Origin of the sequence: Tolypothrix sp. FACHB-123 (genome assembly GCF_014697075.1) — a bacterium.
Classification (GTDB): Bacteria; Cyanobacteriota; Cyanobacteriia; order Cyanobacteriales; family Nostocaceae; genus Aulosira.
Genome location: NZ_JACJRE010000008.1, coordinates 131425 through 149483, shown reverse-complemented (window position 1 = coordinate 149483; position 18059 = coordinate 131425). Strand labels below are relative to the sequence as shown.

Annotated in this window: 14 protein-coding genes; 6 read left to right on the top strand and 8 right to left on the bottom strand. The window is 43.5% G+C overall.

What is annotated here, in order from left to right; genetic code table 11:
• Positions 1-8 precede the first annotated feature (8 nt).
• Positions 9-431 (top strand): hypothetical protein, encoded by a 423-nt coding sequence (locus H6G41_RS08135; protein ID WP_190745324.1) that lies wholly within the window; start codon positions 9-11, stop codon positions 429-431.
• On the opposite strand, the gene H6G41_RS08130 is transcribed toward H6G41_RS08135, so the two are convergent.
• From H6G41_RS08130 to H6G41_RS08120, 3 genes are all read right to left on the bottom strand, one after another.
• Entirely contained in the window at positions 428-3199 is a 2772-nt protein-coding gene (locus H6G41_RS08130) for a pentapeptide repeat-containing protein (protein ID WP_190745322.1), read from the bottom strand. The two genes, H6G41_RS08135 and H6G41_RS08130, sit on opposite strands and share 4 nt — an antisense overlap.
• Positions 3200-3280: 81 nt before the next feature.
• Positions 3281-3580: a hypothetical protein gene (locus tag H6G41_RS08125; RefSeq protein ID WP_190745320.1), complete on the bottom strand. Its 300-nt coding sequence runs from the start codon at positions 3578-3580 to the stop codon at positions 3281-3283.
• 66 nt (positions 3581-3646) lie between these two features.
• A complete protein-coding gene (locus H6G41_RS08120) occupies positions 3647-4120 on the bottom strand; it encodes a hypothetical protein (protein ID WP_190745318.1) in 474 nt (157 codons plus the stop codon).
• A gap of 271 nt (positions 4121-4391) precedes the next feature.
• Here H6G41_RS08120 and crtD point away from each other — a divergent pair, with 271 nt between their 5' ends.
• Entirely contained in the window at positions 4392-5903 is a 1512-nt protein-coding gene (gene crtD / locus H6G41_RS08115) for a C-3',4' desaturase CrtD (RefSeq protein ID WP_190745317.1), read from the top strand.
• Positions 5904-6108: 205 nt separating this feature from the next.
• Here the strand turns inward: crtD and H6G41_RS08110 are convergent, their stop codons facing one another.
• Both H6G41_RS08110 and hslO read right to left on the bottom strand, forming a co-directional pair.
• The gene (locus H6G41_RS08110; RefSeq protein ID WP_190745315.1) at positions 6109-8175 is read right to left on the bottom strand and encodes a chromosome segregation ATPase; all 2067 of its coding nucleotides are present in this window, start codon (positions 8173-8175) and stop codon (positions 6109-6111) included.
• 152 nt (positions 8176-8327) lie between these two features.
• A complete protein-coding gene (hslO, locus tag H6G41_RS08105) occupies positions 8328-9233 on the bottom strand; it encodes an Hsp33 family molecular chaperone HslO (protein ID WP_190745313.1) in 906 nt (301 codons plus the stop codon).
• Between the two features lie 526 nt (positions 9234-9759).
• Between hslO and H6G41_RS08100 the strand changes: the two genes are divergently transcribed.
• Positions 9760-10146 carry a hypothetical protein gene (locus H6G41_RS08100; protein ID WP_190745311.1) on the top strand — a complete coding sequence of 129 codons (387 nt, stop codon included), beginning with the start codon at positions 9760-9762 and terminating at the stop codon, positions 10144-10146.
• A 204-nt stretch (positions 10147-10350) separates the two neighbouring features.
• Here H6G41_RS08100 and H6G41_RS08095 read toward each other — a convergent pair whose 3' ends face one another.
• The gene (locus H6G41_RS08095) at positions 10351-10776 is read right to left on the bottom strand and encodes a universal stress protein (RefSeq protein ID WP_190745308.1); all 426 of its coding nucleotides are present in this window, start codon (positions 10774-10776) and stop codon (positions 10351-10353) included.
• Between the two features lie 311 nt (positions 10777-11087).
• Positions 11088-12389, bottom strand: coding sequence for a histidinol dehydrogenase (gene hisD / locus H6G41_RS08090; RefSeq protein ID WP_190745306.1), 1302 nt, complete (start codon positions 12387-12389; stop codon positions 11088-11090).
• A 342-nt stretch (positions 12390-12731) separates the two neighbouring features.
• Between hisD and rpsT the strand changes: the two genes are divergently transcribed.
• A complete protein-coding gene (gene rpsT / locus H6G41_RS08085; protein ID WP_190745304.1) occupies positions 12732-13028 on the top strand; it encodes a 30S ribosomal protein S20 in 297 nt (98 codons plus the stop codon).
• A gap of 70 nt (positions 13029-13098) precedes the next feature.
• Positions 13099-13884 (top strand): TatD family hydrolase, encoded by a 786-nt coding sequence (locus tag H6G41_RS08080; protein ID WP_190745422.1) that lies wholly within the window; start codon positions 13099-13101, stop codon positions 13882-13884.
• Between the two features lie 238 nt (positions 13885-14122).
• Here the strand turns inward: H6G41_RS08080 and H6G41_RS08075 are convergent, their stop codons facing one another.
• The gene (locus H6G41_RS08075) at positions 14123-14299 is read right to left on the bottom strand and encodes a hypothetical protein (RefSeq protein WP_190745302.1); all 177 of its coding nucleotides are present in this window, start codon (positions 14297-14299) and stop codon (positions 14123-14125) included.
• 389 nt (positions 14300-14688) lie between these two features.
• Between H6G41_RS08075 and rpoB the strand changes: the two genes are divergently transcribed.
• Entirely contained in the window at positions 14689-17988 is a 3300-nt protein-coding gene (rpoB, locus tag H6G41_RS08070) for a DNA-directed RNA polymerase subunit beta (RefSeq protein ID WP_190745300.1), read from the top strand.
• Positions 17989-18059: the final 71 nt, after the last annotated feature.

The window sequence follows — 18059 nt, the reverse complement described above, 5'->3', positions numbered from 1 at the left end:
AAAAACCAATGCCACTTGAAGCTGTTGCGATCGCGATCGCAGGATATATCTTAATTATGGTTATTGTAATTTTCATCCTCAGCGTCGATTGGAACAAGCTGGCGAAATACTACAGCACCAATGAACCAGCACCAGCAAATCTCTCGCGCTTTCAATATGGTTCTGTGGGGATGGCGTATTACAAAGGAAGTTTAAATGTTGGTGTTACTCCCCAAGGGCTGTATTTGAGTATTTTTATTTTGTTTAACTTTGGGTTACCAGCGTTGTTGATTCCTTGGAGTGCGATTAAGAAAATTGAGCCGGCTAATCAATTATTTATGCAGCGATTTCGTTTGTATCTCACTAAGCCAGATGTGAAGATTATTTTGCGGAAAGAAGCTTTGGAGCCGGCGAGGAAATATTTAGTTGCACAGGGTATCGAGTGGATTTAGATTTTACCTTTCAGAAGAGTGTTGCGAACATTTGCGTCGTGAATATTTGCCCCTTGAAGAATTGCCCCTTGAATCTTCACATCTTGAAGATTCGCCCGTTGAAGATTCGCCCGTTGAAGATTCGCCCGTTGAAGATTCGCTTCTTGAAGATCCGCCTCTTGAAGATTCGCTCGTTGAAGATTTGCACCCAGAAGAATCGCCTCTTGAAGATTCGCTCGTTGAAGATTTGCATCTTGAAGATTCGCTCGTTGAAGATTCGACCCTTGAAGATTCGCCTCTTGAAGATTGACATCTCGAAGATTCGACCCTTGAAGATTCGACCCTTGAAGATTCGACCCTTGAAAATTCGACCCTTGAAAATTCGCCTTACAAAAATCTTGGTAAAAGAGAATACAGTTTTGCAAATCTAAAAAACTTAAGCAATTTAAGCAAAAAACATCACTATCAACTTCACCTCTTTGCCCACGTAACCGAGAAATCCAAGTGCCAAAAGCTTCAGGAGAAAGCCATTTAATCTGAGAAACCTTTTTTGTCGCCCTAGCACAAGCATTTAAAACAGCTAACAATGCCTCTTCTGCATTACGTGCTTGCCGATTTGTTTCTTGAAAAGTGGGCGACTGCAATTTCTGCATCGGCATTCCATTCTTTAGCATATAACTTATCAAGTTACACATTGTTTGCTGCCATTCAGTGACATCAACTTGATATTTATCTTGCTGCAATTCAATTTCATCCACAACAAAGTTAAAAATATAATCATCCATAGCGGTTAAACCGCATAATTTTGCCCAGCGTTCTAAAGCTTGTAGCTTATTCAATCCATAATCTGAATCTTCTTGATTAGCTTTTAGCTGGTTATTGATGAGTTTTAATTCCTTCACAATATCTCTTGCTGTTAAATACTCACCAAAGCTTTTGTGGGTAAATTCAAAAGTTTCTTCATGACCTTTTAAGCCACGTTGCCGGAAATAAAAGGCAGTTAGGAGACGAGTTAAGCTAGCTTTTTTATCTTGCTTAAATATATTTAATATCCGTTCTAGAAGATTGCTATCACAACTTTTTTCAATTTCTGAAACTGTTGTTACCCTGACATCTCCTCCATGCCAAGCAGCAACAGCAATACTTTCGAGAATGCGAACAAAATCTTTTTCTTCAACACCCCTAATTACTGGGTTCTCATCACCCCAACTTCGTTGATAAACTTCTGTGAGTAAATCTGCATAAATTTCATTGAGGTTGCTATCTTCGGAAAATTTAACTACACCGCGTATCAAACTCAAAGCAACCAAGTAATTTAATAACGGCTGGGACGTAATTTCTCTCAAATGTCCCTTGTCTAATTCTGCGGGTAAGCTGTTATATCCATGACCGCTAGCTTTACCATATTTATCCCACCAAATTTGCCGTTGGTCTTGTTCTAATAAATTTTGAACATCAATGTAATGATTCTGCTTTCTTTCTTGCTCATCTACAAAATAGGGAAGAACATGCAGGATTTGCTTGGGTTTACGAAAATCGCTTTGATTTTTTTGTATTACCAATTCTCGACCACTAATTAAAACCTGCAAGCGAGGTTGAACATGATTAAATGCATTAACTTGTCTTTGTACTTCACTCACGAATTTCTGGGCAACTTCCTCAGCCATTTTTCCTTGCATGGCTAATTCATCTAAACCATCAAAAATAATCAGTAATTTGGCGACAAAGTTTTCTTCTTTCAAAGGATTAGGTGGCAGAGGAATATCACGCAATCCATTAATAAACTTGTTAATGCCATTAACTAAATCATCTTCTGGATCAAATAGGTGCAGGGGAATAAATAACACCGAAATTTTGCCTATCTTTGCCTGTGTCGTTGCAAAAACTTTAGAAAAGGAAGATTTACCGCTTCCCGGCCCGCCACTAATTACCCGGATAGCATCATTTTTATCAGCTTCGTCTAACCAAGTTTGCAGTTCTGTTTGTAAATCAACAACAATCCTTTCCGTTTTTTTATCTTTTTTATAATTCTGTCTTCCTCCGCCAGTAAAATCATCATCATTTTCACTTTCAATTTTGCGTTCATAGTAAGCGCGGAGGGGAACATACACCTGTTCCAAACTAAAAGCTTCAGAAAACATCCGTTCATTAATTTGTTTTTGCAACCATGTAGAGTAACGTTGCCAAGCTTGTTCTCTTTCACCTGCTTTAATAAATGGTGTATTCATTTCATTTTGTAAAACTGCATATTTATCGCTATTATTCTTCCATTCTTCAATGAGTGAAGATTGAAACTCTTTAGGAAGACGATTAGTAATTGCTTCTGCTTGTGCTGGTGTAGAGACAAATTCTGTTAACCACTGGCGAAAAGGTTTTTTTATAGCGTGAACAATAGCTAATTCTTCAGGATGCTCAAAAAAGTTGCTGTCAATTGTTAATTCTGTATCCTCTAAATTTTGGAGACATTTTTCTAACCGATGTTTAACTATAGTCTCAATCTCATTTTTATTAACTTTATTTAGTAAATCTCGATTATCATCTACTAAACTAGTCATTGCCTGAATTAGAGATTTGAAAATTAACAAATAAGCTCTTTCTCCCGGTTCTTTAGCCAACCCAATTTTCTCTTTCATATTGACCAAATTATCTAGGATGTCCTTATAATTGCCACTCGCTGTATTTAACCCAGCTAAGGCTAATTCTTTAAAGAAGCTTTTGAAGTCAATTTTAAGACGCTTGCTAAAGACAGAAACAGGCTGCTTGATGAGAATTTCAGGTTTACTGCTCATAGCTGTTATGTTTTGTTAGTAGAGATATTGAATCAAGATTTTTCCACAATGCTTAGTAACAATTTGTTGAATAAACAGCAGTCAATTGAATCTATTTAGTAAAGAAGCTGACAATTTTGGATTCAGAACCTCAAGCATCACCCTCAAAAGCTCAACTGTCAGCCTCAAAAGCTCAACCGTCAGCCTCAAAAGCTCAACCGTCAGCCTCAAAAGCTCAACCGTCAGCCTCAAAAGCTCAACTGTCACCCTCAAAGGCTCAAGTTTCACCCTCAAAGGCTCAAGCTTCACCCTCAAAAACTCAAGCTTCACCTTCAAAGGCTCAAGCTTCACCCTCAAAGGCTCAAGTTCGGTAGGGTGTGTTATCGCGCTAGCGTAACGCACCGTAAATCTCCTGTGGTTCGTTAGTACTGAAGTCCATAACGCACCCTACACCGATTCGCGCTGATTTTAGTCGATAGTTGTTGCAGCTTTCTTCTTCTTAGAACTGCGGGTAAACCTACGTCCCATCTCATCTATGACTCCATCTAAACCAGCAACATCACCGCTAGCTTTGGCGTAGTTGTAAACTGCTAAAGCGGCTGTATATGCTTCACTACCAGCAGTCATACAGGTATCATCCACCAGTTCTTGTAGTTGTGTCAGCGATAACAGCACAGGATACAAGGTGTCATACAGCGCTAAATCTCGGCGCATCTCCTCTAAATCAAAAGAACGGGGTAAAAAGTTTGGGTTTTGTGTCCCTACTTCCAACGCCTTGCTGACAAACGCGCGGCTTTTATCACCCATCTTCAAAATTGTGCGCCTGTCTTCCGTTGTCAAATCCACCAAAAACGGTAATTTCTCCCGAATCGTCGCTATAGCCTGCATCACCGCGTCCCGATCTGCTGGGGAAAACTCAGCACTGATACGATTACCTGCCATTTTTATCACTCCTCAGAAATAACTCATATCAGTATTCCCAAATTTAATCAGACAAGCGCTTTATTTACGCTCAAATTAGCTGCTTTTTTCGCAAATTCAACAATATATATAGTTAGCTTCTAGCTTTACATCCTGGCAACTCTCTCCAATTAGCCAACAGACTCAATTTCATTAACCAAGATGCTGTCAAAATTTCCCAACTACGAATTACTCTAAGTCTGGCTTTTGTTAAAATTAAGAATAATATTAAGAAATATAAACTAAAGTAACAATGCCCGGTGTAACTGTTAACGAAAATCAGCCCCGTGTCATCGTCGTCGGTGCGGGAATAGGTGGGCTAACTGCTGGAGCATTATTAGCCCATAAAGGTTACAGTGTTTTAATTGTCGATCAAGCTTTGGTTCCTGGGGGTTGTGCTTCCACCTTTAAACGCCGAGGATTTACCTTTGATGTGGGCGCTACCCAAGTCGCCGGCTTGGAACCTGGGGGAATTCATCACCGGATTTTCTCAGAATTGGGCATAGATTTACCGGAAGCCACACCTTGCGATCCGGCTTGTGCGGTTTATCTTCCTGGCGAATCTACGCCTATCAATGTCTGGCGCGATCCTGAGAAATGGCGAGAAGAAAGACAAAAGCAATTTCCTGGTAGCGAACCATTTTGGCAATTGTTAGCCACCTTATTTCAAGCTAGCTGGGAATTCCAAGGACGCGATCCGGTGCTACCGCCACGCAGTTTATGGGATTTGTGGCAGTTAACTCAAGCGGTACGCCCCAGTACATTAATTACTGTGCCCTTTACTTTATTTACCGTGGGCGATGCTTTACGGTTATATAGATTAGGTAATGACCATCGCTTACGAACTTTCTTAGATTTACAACTCAAGCTATATTCCCAAGTCAACGCCGAAGAAACAGCGTTACTTTACGCAGCTACGGCGTTAAGCGTATCCCAACTACCCCAAGGATTATTTCACCTCCAAGGTAGTATGCAAGTCTTAAGCGATCGCCTGGTAGAATCCTTAGAAAGAGATGGCGGTAAATTATTGCTACGCCACACCGTTGAAAAAATTACCGTCGAAAATCATCAAGCTAAATCCGTTACCATTCGCAACCAGCAAAGCGGCGAAGTTTGGACAGAAACCGCCGATCATATAGTTGCAAATGTCACCGTCCAAAACCTCGTGCAACTTTTAGGCGAACAAGCGCCAAAAGGTTATCAACAGCGTGTAGACAAATTACCCCCAGCCTCCGGTGCATTTGTCGTGTATTTAGGCGTAGACGCCAGCGCCATTCCTGCTGATTGCCCGCCTCACCTGCAATTTTTATACAATCCCGAAGGGCCGATTGGCGAGAATAATTCCTTATTTGTCTCCGTTAGCCATCCCGGCGATGGACGCGCCCCGGAAGGTAAAGCCACAATTATTGCTTCTTCCTTCGTAGATACTCGTAGATGGTGGCGGACTGAGAATTACGCCGAACTCAAGCAGCAGTATACAGAACAAGCGATCGCGCGTTTAGGGCAATACTTCTACCTCAAACCCGAAACCATCATTCATCAAGAAGCCGCCACACCCCGCACCTTTGCCCATTTCACAGCACGCGATCGCGGTATCGTTGGCGGTATCGGGCAACGCATCCCCACCTTCGGCCCCTTTGGTTTTGCCAATCGCACACCCATCAACCATCTCTGGCTAGTTGGCGACTCCACCCACCCCGGTGAAGGCACAGCCGGCGTCAGTTACTCAGCCTTAACTGTAGTGCGGCAAATATTGAATAGCTAATTGGGCATGGGGTATGGGGCATTGGGCATTGGGCATTGGAAGAGTATTTGATGTATTTTCCCCCTCTGCCCCCCTGCTTCCGGTCGCCGAGAGGAGCCGAGGCGCTGCCTTCTTGTCCCTCACTCCTCTATTCACAAATCATTGCAAAAAAATAGGGGCACAAAATATTGTGTCCCCACGATGCTCTTTACATTTAGTTGTTCCGTCAATTTGGCGTTTCAGTGCTACTAGGCGAAGGCGACAAAGTTGGCGGAGTTGCTGGCTGAGGTTCAGGATTGAGAAATGCCCGCCAAGTCTGAATCTGCTGTTGTGCAGCGCTATAAGCAGAACTCCCTCTAGGAACCAGCTTGGCAATCTCAATACCTTTATAAATATCAGACTGTCCTTGAGTGCGGGCAATATCTAACAATTGCTGACTCCACTGATCGATGGCAATATTCGCATCCATCCGCAAGACATTACGCCTGGGAACTTGTTGGGCTAGGCGGATTGCTTCTACCAATGCATCCGGCGTACCCGTCAGGGCTGTGGTTCTGGCTTTTTGCCAGTTATCTCTAGCACGGATTTGCTCTCGCCAATCATTGATAGCTGTTTGGGCTTCACCGGAAAGCGCCCTTCCTGATGAGGCAATGGTTTGAGCCGCACTAATCGCACCTGCCAAATTACCGGTAGCTGCTAGTTCTCGTGCTTGATCCAAGTAAGGCTGATCTTGAATGCGCTGGATCTTCGCCGTCCAATTCTGGATTTTTCTCCGTGCTTCAGAATACAATGCCCTACCACTCCGGATTTGGCTCGCTTCAGCGATCGCCGCTTGTAATGAGTTGACATCTTCTAGATAGGCTATCTGTTCGGCACGCTCCAAGAAAGGTCTGTCTTGGATAGTCTCAACTTGCGCTTGCCAACGTCCCGCCTCTTGTCTAGCTTCAGTAGCACGGGGATTACCTCTGGGAATCAGCTGAGTTTGAGCGATCGCAGCTGTTAAATCGCTGACTGTTCCTTGGCTAGCTAATGTTCGTGCTTTTTCTAAATGAGCAACATCTTCAATTTCCAACTGCCAGCGAGCAATCAATTGTTGTGCTTTGTTATACACTGCCCTAGAGGGGTCGATTTGTTGCGCCTGGGAAATTGCTGTTTGTAAAGAATCAATAGTACCAATCCAAGCACTTCTTTGGGCTTCAGCCAAGCTGATAAAGTCTTCAACCTCCGTTTGCAGTTTCGTACTTTCGGGAATTTGTCTAACTATATCTAAGGCTGTATCTGCATCCCGTTTATCCAACTTCGCCTGGGCTAAATCCAGCATTTTGCGCCCGTATGCCGGAATTAACTCTTGAGCTTTTTGATAAACATAACTACCTGAACTAATTGACTCTGCTAACTTAATAGCTTCGAGGATTTTCTCAGCAACCCCACTTTTAGCTAAACTATCAGCTTTTGCTAACTTCTCACCATCTTCTCTGGCGGTAACAATTATGCGATTTAATTCGTCGTATTTAGTAGTTGCCCAGTATTTATTATCTACACGTAACAATTTAGCAGACAGCATAAAAGCTGATTGCCAATTTCTTTGCCGCAATTCGGCTTCGGCTTCCTGGTAAATTCCCTCAGCCTTTGACCAAATCGATTGCCATTTAGTTATTTGTTCTTCTACTGTTTGATAAACAGGCACATCATCAGGTATTTTCTGCGCAGTGGCGATCGCCTCCTCTAAGTTTCCGGCTTGAAAACTTTGATCGGCTAGTTGTAAAATATCCTTCGACCAAGTTTCTATAAAGCGATCTGCTTCTCCACGTAGCGGGTGGTTTTTGGAAAGTTGCTTCACCAAGCCAATCGCTTGTAGTAAATCGGTTACCGTTTGCTTAGAAGCTGCTAACTGTGCACAGTGTAGCCTCACCGACTCACTAGCCATTGGCCAGAAAATTTTGGGGCAATTGGGGGCGGCTGGCAACTTTAAAAGCATCGCTGTTGCCAAGAAAGCTATTCCCCCAGGAACTAACATTAATAATACTAACCACAACACCCAATTTTGCATCCAGCGAGGCAATTTACTGAGAATCAAATCGGGGGAAATAGTTTTTTCTGACTGACTATTAAAAGGTAACTCTTCGGAATTATGATCTGTTTGCCGCTTCACTGACTTAGATTTAGAACCAGTTCCTGGAATATTAAACAAATGAGTTTCTCCGAATTGCTGTGCTTCGGTTAATCTCTGACTTTCATCCTGATCTCTGGCTCTGCCTCGGGACCAACTGTCTGTAATATCCCGCTCTGTCATCTCTCACACCAAAAATAATTGAATAGCGATCTGTAATAGATCGATAATTCTATTGTTGCCATAGTAACTTTCTCATCATTAAAAAGCTACTTTTTTTATCATCTCCATAGATACCACTAACATATTCAGAGATTTAGTGCCCTTTTATACCTTTATCCTGAAGCCGAAGATTCAGTCTGCAAATCGACAATCAGCTGAGCCAGTTGATCGCTGCTGGCCTGGTAAACTTGACCACAAAAGTCGCAAGTTGCCTCAGCGCCATCATCTTTAACGATCATATCTTGTAGTTCCGCTTCTCCCAACATTTTTAATGCGCCCAACATGCGGTCAAAGGAACAACCACAGTGAAAGCGCAATATTTGGTTTTCTGGAAATATTGTCAGCCCCATATCCCCCAACAAATCTGTAAAGATTGTCGGTAAAGTTTTACCAGCTTGCAACAACGGCGTAAATCCAGCTAGGCTAGCTACCCGTGATTCTAAAGTTGCTACCAAAGCTTCATCTCTAGCCGCTTTAGGTAACACCTGTACCAATAATCCCCCAGCAGCAGTTACCCCGTTTGGCCCGACAAATACACCTAAAACTGTAGCTGACGGCGTTTGTTCGGAACTCACCAAATAATGTGCCACATCATCACCAATTTCACCCGAAACTAGTTCTACAGTACTAGAGTAAGGATATCCATAACCAATATCTCGCACAACGTAAAGGAATCCCTTACCCACAGCACCGCCAACATCTAGCTTACCTTTAGCATTAGGTGGTAATTCTACAGATGGATTGCCTACATAGCCCCTTACCGTTCCATCTAAACCCGCATCTACCAATATTCCACCCAATGGCCCATCACCCTTAATCCGGACATTGACCCTAGAGCCAGCTCGCTTCATACTAGAAGCCATCAACAACCCAGCTGCCATTGTCCGACCGAGTGCAGCTGTAGCTACATAAGAAAGTTTGTGGCGCTGTCTTGCTTCCTCAGTGAGGCGCGTAGTAATTACACCTACGGCTCGAATTCCACCGTCGGCTGCTGTGGCGCGAATTAATTGATCCGCCATGAAAACCTTACCAAATTAATGTGTTACTAAATGCCCCTGCTGTGAGGGTCGCAATTTAAAGTCTTATTTAGTATAACTTAGTATATCTAAACTAAACTTAACCATGTGAGGGACTACTAAAATATCTAGTACCGATTCTCTATCAACTTGCACAAAGTAATTAAATGTGTATTTTTTTTGGCATACTCACAGCAGGAAGCCCTTTGAGTTTAGCAATTGCTTCAAGTCAGTAAACCCGCTCAAAACCATGCTTCACCGCTGCGTGTCTAATACGTACTTGGCGGTTTATTTTAACTTTTAACAATAAACTACATCTTCAAAGATAATTGGTATAACTTATATCTTTTACAGCAACCTCTACCCTAATTATGATTTACAAATACCCTAGAAGTGGTAATAAAAACTCAATTATTGCTGATTCTGGCTGTTAATTAATATTCAAAAATTAGAATTTGATTGAATTTTTGAGATTATATTTGTCATACTAAAATCATAACAAACATACACTGAATTATCAGCTTAAAAAATGCTAGGTACTTTTCAACAAAGCCAACTGCGAATTGAAATCGAGGCTTCAGCCAGCGCAATTCACGATAGCCTGCTACGTCCAGCGCAATTACAAAAATGGCTTGTCGGTCAACGTTTCACACCAGGAATGCCAGAAGAACTACAAGCAGGTTATCAATTCACTACCTGGACTGGGCCATTATCCATTCATCATCAAGTAAACGTGGCAAAAGCTAATTGTCTGCGCTTGTTACTAAGTGGTGGAATTGATGGTTTTCATGAATGGTATTGGGGAGAAGGTTGGGTACAGTCCCGTCTAGAAGGAGTGTCTCTATTACCCCTAAATATAGGACAAACTATCAGCCTATTAAGCTTGCGTCAGTTTTTAGGTAGTCAAAAATCTTAAATAAGTTATTAGTTTTGATGGAATATATTCGTAGTCAAGACTGAAGGTCTGAAGATGACCAGTTTTGAGAAGTTACAAAAAGATATACCCCGAATTTTCAAAAAATCGGGGATATTGCAGCCCAGCAAAATTATTTTAGTGAACTAATAAAGTTATTAATTTTGCTAATTAATTAAAGCTAAATTTGCTGTGACTAAATTAATCCTAAGTTGGCTTGACTACTAATACTGAACAACTAGCTTCTTCCACAACTTGACTGCTCACAGAACCTTGGACAATTCGCTTCATTCCTGTTAAACCACGACTGCCAATTACAATCAAATCAGCCTGATAAATATTAGCAAGGCGAATAATTTCATCTGCTGCATAGCCAGTTACTAATTCTAATTCACTTTGAACTGGCAAAGTTTCTTGGTAAGATTGCAGTTGTTTTTCAATATAGAAATAGGAAAATGTTGGCGAATCGGAATGAGGGCGATCTGCGGGTAAATCCCTCTCCAACTCTGGCGGAGGAAAAACATGGCAGAGAATGACTTTACTGTCTGGCGGTAGCACCAAATCTTTTAAAGCCTCAATTACTCGCTCTGCAATTTCCGAACCGTCTAGAGCTACCAAGATATTTTTTAACACCGCTCTCGTCTCCTCAAGAGTAGACCCCTTAAATAAATACCTGGTTAATTTATTGGTAATTAAACCAATTTTTGCCCAGATTTCACACTGTTTATTTCTTAAGCGTTTTACCGCTAGAAGTATGTTATCAAAAAATGCTCGCAGCCGAATAAATTCCGTCCTCAAGCTAAATTTATCCCAACTTTATTTGGGAACTTTAGATATCAGGACTAGCAAATTGAGTTTATATAATACTCAATTTCTCAAGCTTTTATTTTGCATCTAATGGCTGATTTTCCCCAACATTATCAGCAAAAATTCACTATTCTCAATTACTCTTCATGCTGAATTCGGCGTCTGACAGAATCGGCATGGGAGGGTAAATCCTCTACTGAAGCTAGAATGTCAATTGTCCCAGCCACTTTTTGCAATGCAGTTTGTGAGTATTGGATAATACTTGATTGTTTAAGAAAAGTTTCTACACCCAAGGCTGAAGCATAGCGAGCAGCACCAGAAGTAGGTAAGGTATGGTTTGGGCCGGCTAAATATTTTCCTACTGCTGCTGGTGTAGAATCGCCTAAAAAAATTGCTCCAGCATGGCGAATTTGTGGTAATAACTCCCAAGGATCGGCAATTTCTAATTCCAGGTGTTGAGGAGCAAATTCGTTGGTAAGTTCTGCGGCGGCTTTGAGAGATTCAATAATCACAATCAAGCCGTAGTGAGCGATCGCTTTTTCGGTGTCGATACGTCGGGGATGATCTACCAGTTGTCGCTCCACAGCTACTTGGACGTTTTTCGCTAAAGCCGCATCCGTAGTTAGCAAAACCGCTGCCGCCATTGGATCGTGTTCGGCCCGCGCCAGCATATCCGCAGCTACATGTACGGCATTTGCGGTTTCATCAGCAATAATTAGCACTTCACTCGGGCCTGACAAACAATCAATACCGACGCTACCGTAAACAAGTTTTTTAGCTAACGTGACATAAATATTACCAGGGCCTACAATAACATTGACTTTTGGAATTGTTTCTGTACCGTAGGCTAAAGCCGCAATCGCCTGCGCTCCCCCAACCCGATAAATTTCCTGTACCCCAACTTCTTGAGCTGCTACTAGCACCGCCGGATGGATGGCTTTACCAGCCCCTGGGGGGGTCACCATCACAACTCGCGGGACACCAGCCACTTTCGCCGGAATGGCATTCATCAGTACAGTACTAGGATAGGCAGCACGTCCACCAGGGACATACAAACCAGCCCGATCTACAGGATTGTAGCGTTTGCCCAACACCACCTCATCATCACCAAAGTTGACCCAGTTTTTTGGGACTCGCTGACGATGAAACGCTTCGATTTTTTGGCTAGCTAAGCGAATCGCCGCAATCAACTCCTGGGACACCTGTTGATAAGCTGCATCCAATTCTGAGCCTGTAACCCGCAGTTCCTCCGACTTAAGAGTTTGGTTGTCAAATTCATCTGTGTAATGCAATACAGCCTTGTCGCCTTGGCGTTTCACGGCTTGCAACACCTCTCGCACCGTGGCTTCTTTATGAAGTACGTGTTCGTCATGGGTGCGATCGCAGATCCTTTGTAGTTCTGCTCTGACGTCTGCCTGCTGAGTAATAATTCGCAGCATGGAGTAAGCACAATGCCAAAATTAGAATATTCCCGCCTGAGAATTAATCTTGCTCTTTACCAAAACAGGTACCGAGATGAGTCTAATTCCCTTCTCTAGCTTAACCTGGATTTTTTTGATACTCCCAGTGTTGTTATGAGGTTGCCAATTATCTGGTGCAGGTGAGCAGGGGGCAGGGAGACAAGCAAGACAAAGGAAGGGGAGAAATGGTGAGTGACTATTGACCAATGCCCAATGCCCCATGATATTTTTTTTTGGGAAATCTTAACATTGGCAATATGGATGCTATATTAGTAAATCTAGTAGTGTGTGTACATATTAATAGTCTTTCTGGAACTGACTGTGGCGAATACAAAGTCTGCTCTCAAGCGCGCCGAAATCGCAGAACGCAATCGACTGCGTAATAAAGCATATAAATCAGCTGTCAAGACGCTGATGAAGAAATACCTGAATGCAGTAGAAGTCTATGCTGCTAATCCCACTCCTGAATTAAATCAACAAGTACAGGAGCGATTAGCAGAGGCTTACAGCAAAATCGACAAAGCCGTTAAGCGAGGTGTGCTTCATCCCAATAATGGAGCCAGGAAAAAGTCAAGATTGGCCCATAAACTTAAACCACTTACACAAACGGCACAGTAGTCCCAAATCATTGAGTCATTAGTCTGCTACTAATGACTAATGGTTAATGACTAATGACTCTAAAACAAAAATGCAGCTAATTGACACCCACGTTCACATTAACTTTGACGTTTTTCAGCAAGATTTAGCAGCAGTGCGATCGCGATGGCAACAAGCAGGTGTAGTGCATTTAATACATTCCTGCGTCGAACCTGCAGAATTTGCCAGCATCCAAGCCATAGCAAAAGAGTTCCCCGAACTCAGCTTTGCTGTAGGTTTACATCCCTTAGACGCTAAACAATGGACTGACGAAACAGCCAATGAAATTTCCACATTGGCTCAATCTGATGTCAAAGTAGTCGCAATGGGGGAAATGGGGCTGGATTTTTATAAAGCAGACAACTATGAGCAACAGCACATAGTTTTTGAAGCGCAATTGGCGATCGCCTATGAACTGAATTTACCTGTGATTATCCATTGCCGTGATGCAGCAGCACAGGTAAGAGAAGTGTTGCAAAAATGGCGAGAACAAAAAGGCGAAAGAGTCCGGGGTGTGATGCATTGTTGGGGTGGAACACCAGAAGAAGCTCAATGGTTTATTGACTTAGGCTTCTACATAAGTTTTAGCGGGACAGTTACCTTCAAAAATGCTAAGCAGATCCAAGCTACCGCCGCAATGGTACCGAGCGATCGCTTGCTGATTGAAACAGACTGTCCTTTTCTTGCTCCCGTCCCCAAACGAGGTAAAGGGCGCAATGAGCCAGCTTATGTCCGTTATGTAGCAGAAAGTATAGCCCAATTGCGTGGGGAAGCAGTAGAAGCGATCGCCAAGCAAACCACCCAAAATGCTTGCGACTTATTTAGTCTGGTACTATAAAGTGTAACTTTCAGTGTAGTTGGCTGTGGACAAAAAAATAAACACCTCGGAGGACGGAAATATGCTAGAATTATTTCCTCCAAAACATTTTGCTTGCGCCATAATGATAAAGGAAGGAAATTAAAACTCCTAAGATTGATTTTGCACAGTTACTAACTTGACCATCGCTACCCGCAAAGCAGTCACCTTTGAGGTGTCTGAGCTAATTATTTGTCGGGGTTGACCATCCTACTAATCTCTACAAGCGGATGTAATCGCCGCGATCGCCAAGGCTGACAATCATCAGTTGAGCTAGACACTTTGAGAAAAATACCTTTTCCGTATTTAATCTATAGAAAACTGTTAAACGTAATTGCCTTGTGATTATCACCCACCAAGATAAAGCCATACTAATCCAGAGTCGATTCAGAACCACTCGGTTCCTTAGTTTTAGGATATCACCGTGAATCTAAATATAGAGGGGTATTGAAAACACAACAGGAAAAAAGCTGCGGCGGCTAATTAACGCGCTTGTGGGAGGAGAAGTGACAAAAATCAACTTAATTCCAAACTATCTCAACCATCTACTTTTGAGCAATCAACATAGTAGCTGGTTATTAGTTATAATTGTCACTTTTAGTGGAGTAATTTCCCGCTTGTCAAGATAGCACTTTCCAGCTTTAATTTCTGCGTTTGCCCGTACCTGCTATGTGCAGGTGGCGTTAAGGAGAAGTTCCCAAACAGCTACGGACACTGGCTAGCGGTGGGAACCGTCAAAAAGCAGTGTCCAATGGTAAGTTTAACCAGGTTGACAAAGGTAGAGGCATGACGAACGAAACATATATGGAACCCGCCTTTCTGTTGCCCGACTTGATTGAAATCCAGCGTTCTAGCTTCCGTTGGTTTTTAGAAGAAGGGTTAATAGAAGAACTTAACTCCTTTAGTCCGATTACAGATTACACCGGCAAACTAGAACTGCACTTTTTAGGTCAAAACTACAAACTTAAAGAACCAAAGTACAGTGTCGAAGAAGCCAAACGACGGGATAGTACATACGCTGTACAAATGTATGTCCCCACACGTTTGTTGAACAAAGAAACCGGGGATATTAAAGAACAAGAAGTCTTTATTGGTGATTTGCCCTTGATGACCGATCGCGGCACCTTTATTATTAACGGAGCCGAGCGCGTGATCGTCAACCAAATTGTGCGATCGCCTGGAGTTTATTACAAATCAGAAATTGATAAAAACGGTCGCCGTACCTATTCAGCTAGCTTAATTCCTAACCGGGGAGCATGGTTGAAATTTGAAACAGACCGTAATGATTTGGTGTGGGTCAGGATTGATAAAACCCGCAAACTTTCAGCCCAAGTACTTCTCAAAGCTTTAGGTTTATCAGATAACGAAATCTTTGACGCTTTACGCCATCCTGAGTACTTCCAAAAAACTATTGAAAAAGAAGGGCAATTTTCCGAAGAAGAAGCCCTAATGGAGTTATATCGCAAATTGCGTCCTGGTGAACCACCCACAGTTTTAGGTGGACAACAGCTGTTAGATTCGCGATTCTTCGACCCCAAACGTTACGATTTAGGGCGTGTTGGACGTTATAAGCTCAACAAAAAATTACGCTTGTCGGTTCCCGACACCATGCGTGTCTTAACTCCTGGCGATATATTGGCAGCGGTAGACTACCTGATTAACCTGGAATATGACATCGGTAACATTGACGATATTGACCACTTGGGTAATCGCCGAGTACGAAGTGTAGGTGAATTGCTGCAAAACCAAGTCCGGGTAGGCTTAAACCGTCTAGAGAGAATTATTCGGGAACGGATGACTGTATCCGATGCTGAAGTTCTCACCCCAGCTTCTCTAGTCAACCCCAAACCCCTAGTAGCCGCCATTAAAGAATTCTTCGGCTCTAGCCAATTAAGTCAGTTCATGGATCAAACCAATCCCCTAGCAGAACTGACTCACAAACGCCGTCTATCTGCCTTAGGACCTGGCGGTTTAACCAGAGAGCGGGCTGGGTTTGCTGTCCGGGATATTCACCCCAGCCACTACGGACGGATTTGTCCCATTGAAACCCCAGAAGGCCCCAACGCGGGTTTGATTGGCTCCTTAGCAACCCATGCGCGGGTAAACCAATACGGCTTTTTAGAAACACCCTTTAGACCCGTGGAAAATGGTCGTGTGAGGTTTGACCTACAGCCAGCTTACATGACCGCCGATGAGGAAGACGACTTGCGCGTTGCTCCGGGTGACATTCCTGTTGATGAAAATGGCATGATTATTGGGCCTCAAGTACCAGTACGCTATCGCCAGGAATTCTCCACCACCACCCCTGAACAAGTGGACTACGTAGCAGTATCACCAGTGCAAATTGTATCGGTAGCTACAAGTATGATTCCCTTCCTGGAGCATGACGACGCTAACCGGGCGCTGATGGGTTCCAACATGCAACGGCAAGCAGTACCCCTACTCAAGCCAGAACGTCCCTTAGTGGGCACAGGCTTAGAAGCTCAAGGTGCAAGAGACTCCGGGATGGTAATCGTCTCTCGTACCGATGGCGATGTAGTTTATGCGGATGCCACAGAAATTCGTGTTCGGGTTAAGAACACAACAAGTGAAATTAAATACACACTTTCCAAGTATCAGCGTTCCAACCAAGATACTTGCCTCAACCAAAAACCCCTAGTACGGATAGGCGAGCGTGTAGTTGCTGGTCAGGTACTAGCTGATGGTTCCTCCACAGAAGGTGGAGAATTAGCCCTGGGACAAAATATCGTCGTCGCCTACATGCCTTGGGAAGGCTACAACTACGAAGACGCGATTTTAATTTCCGAAAGATTAGTTCAGGATGATGTTTACACCTCAATTCACATTGAAAAATATGAAATTGAGGCAAGACAAACCAAGCTAGGCCCTGAAGAAATTACGCGAGAAATTCCCAACGTTGGGGAAGATGCCTTACGCCAACTAGACGAACAAGGAATCATTCGCATTGGCGCATGGGTAGAAGCCGGGGATATCTTAGTTGGTAAAGTTACACCCAAAGGTGAATCTGACCAACCCCCAGAAGAAAAACTACTGCGGGCGATTTTCGGTGAAAAAGCACGGGATGTGCGCGATAACTCCCTGCGAGTTCCCAACGGTGAAAAAGGTCGCGTCGTAGATGTGCGTTTATTTACCCGCGAACAAGGGGACGAACTCCCACCAGGAGCCAACATGGTAGTCCGGGTGTATGTAGCGCAGAAACGGAAGATTCAAGTCGGCGACAAAATGGCAGGACGCCACGGTAACAAGGGTATTATTTCCCGGATCTTGCCTTTGGAAGATATGCCTTACTTACCAGATGGTTCTCCAGTGGATATTGTTCTCAACCCCTTGGGCGTACCCAGTCGGATGAACGTCGGACAAGTATTTGAGTGTTTATTGGGATGGGCTGGTCAAAACTTGGGTGTGCGGTTTAAGATTACTCCCTTTGACGAAATGTATGGGGAAGAATCATCGCGCCGGATTGTGCATGGCAAATTGCAAGAAGCAAGAGATGAGACTAGCAAAAATTGGTTATATAACCCCGACGATCCCGGCAAAATCATGGTATTTGACGGGCGTACAGGCGAACCCTTTGACCGTCCCATAACCGTAGGTGTGGCTTACATGTTGAAACTGGTGCACTTGGTGGATGACAAAATTCACGCCCGGTCAACAGGCCCCTACTCCTTGGTTACCCAGCAACCATTGGGTGGTAAAGCCCAACAAGGTGGTCAGCGCTTCGGGGAAATGGAAGTATGGGCATTGGAAGCCTTTGGTGCAGCTTACACCTTGCAGGAATTGCTGACAGTAAAATCAGACGATATGCAAGGACGCAATGAAGCCCTCAACGCCATTGTTAAAGGTAAGGCAATTCCCAGACCAGGAACGCCAGAGTCCTTTAAGGTATTGATGCGAGAACTGCAATCCTTAGGTTTAGATATTGCCGTCCACAAAGTAGAAACCCAAGCAGATGGCAGTTCCTTAGATGTGGAAGTCGATTTAATGGCAGACCAATCAGCCAGACGCACACCACCTCGACCAACCTACGAATCTCTTTCCCGTGAATCACTGGAAGACGATGAGTAGAGACTAGAGGCTAGGGGCTGGGGACTAGGGGCTAGGGGCTAGGGGAGGTAGTCATGACTAATCACCAATGC

Bases quoted from the DNA above. Each gene is read 5' to 3' on its own strand.
- H6G41_RS08135 (WP_190745324.1), top strand. From the start codon at position 9: ATGCCACTTGAAGCTGTTGCGATCGCGATCGCAGGATATATCTTAATT.
- H6G41_RS08130 (WP_190745322.1), bottom strand. From the start codon at position 3,199: ATGAGCAGTAAACCTGAAATTCTCATCAAGCAGCCTGTTTCTGTCTTT.
- H6G41_RS08120 (WP_190745318.1), bottom strand. From the start codon at position 4,120: ATGGCAGGTAATCGTATCAGTGCTGAGTTTTCCCCAGCAGATCGGGAC.
- crtD (WP_190745317.1), top strand. From the start codon at position 4,392: ATGCCCGGTGTAACTGTTAACGAAAATCAGCCCCGTGTCATCGTCGTC.
- H6G41_RS08110 (WP_190745315.1), bottom strand. From the start codon at position 8,175: ATGACAGAGCGGGATATTACAGACAGTTGGTCCCGAGGCAGAGCCAGA.
- hslO (WP_190745313.1), bottom strand. From the start codon at position 9,233: ATGGCGGATCAATTAATTCGCGCCACAGCAGCCGACGGTGGAATTCGA.
- H6G41_RS08100 (WP_190745311.1), top strand. From the start codon at position 9,760: ATGCTAGGTACTTTTCAACAAAGCCAACTGCGAATTGAAATCGAGGCT.
- hisD (WP_190745306.1), bottom strand. From the start codon at position 12,389: ATGCTGCGAATTATTACTCAGCAGGCAGACGTCAGAGCAGAACTACAA.
- H6G41_RS08080 (WP_190745422.1), top strand. From the start codon at position 13,099: ATGCAGCTAATTGACACCCACGTTCACATTAACTTTGACGTTTTTCAG.
- rpoB (WP_190745300.1), top strand. From the start codon at position 14,689: ATGACGAACGAAACATATATGGAACCCGCCTTTCTGTTGCCCGACTTG.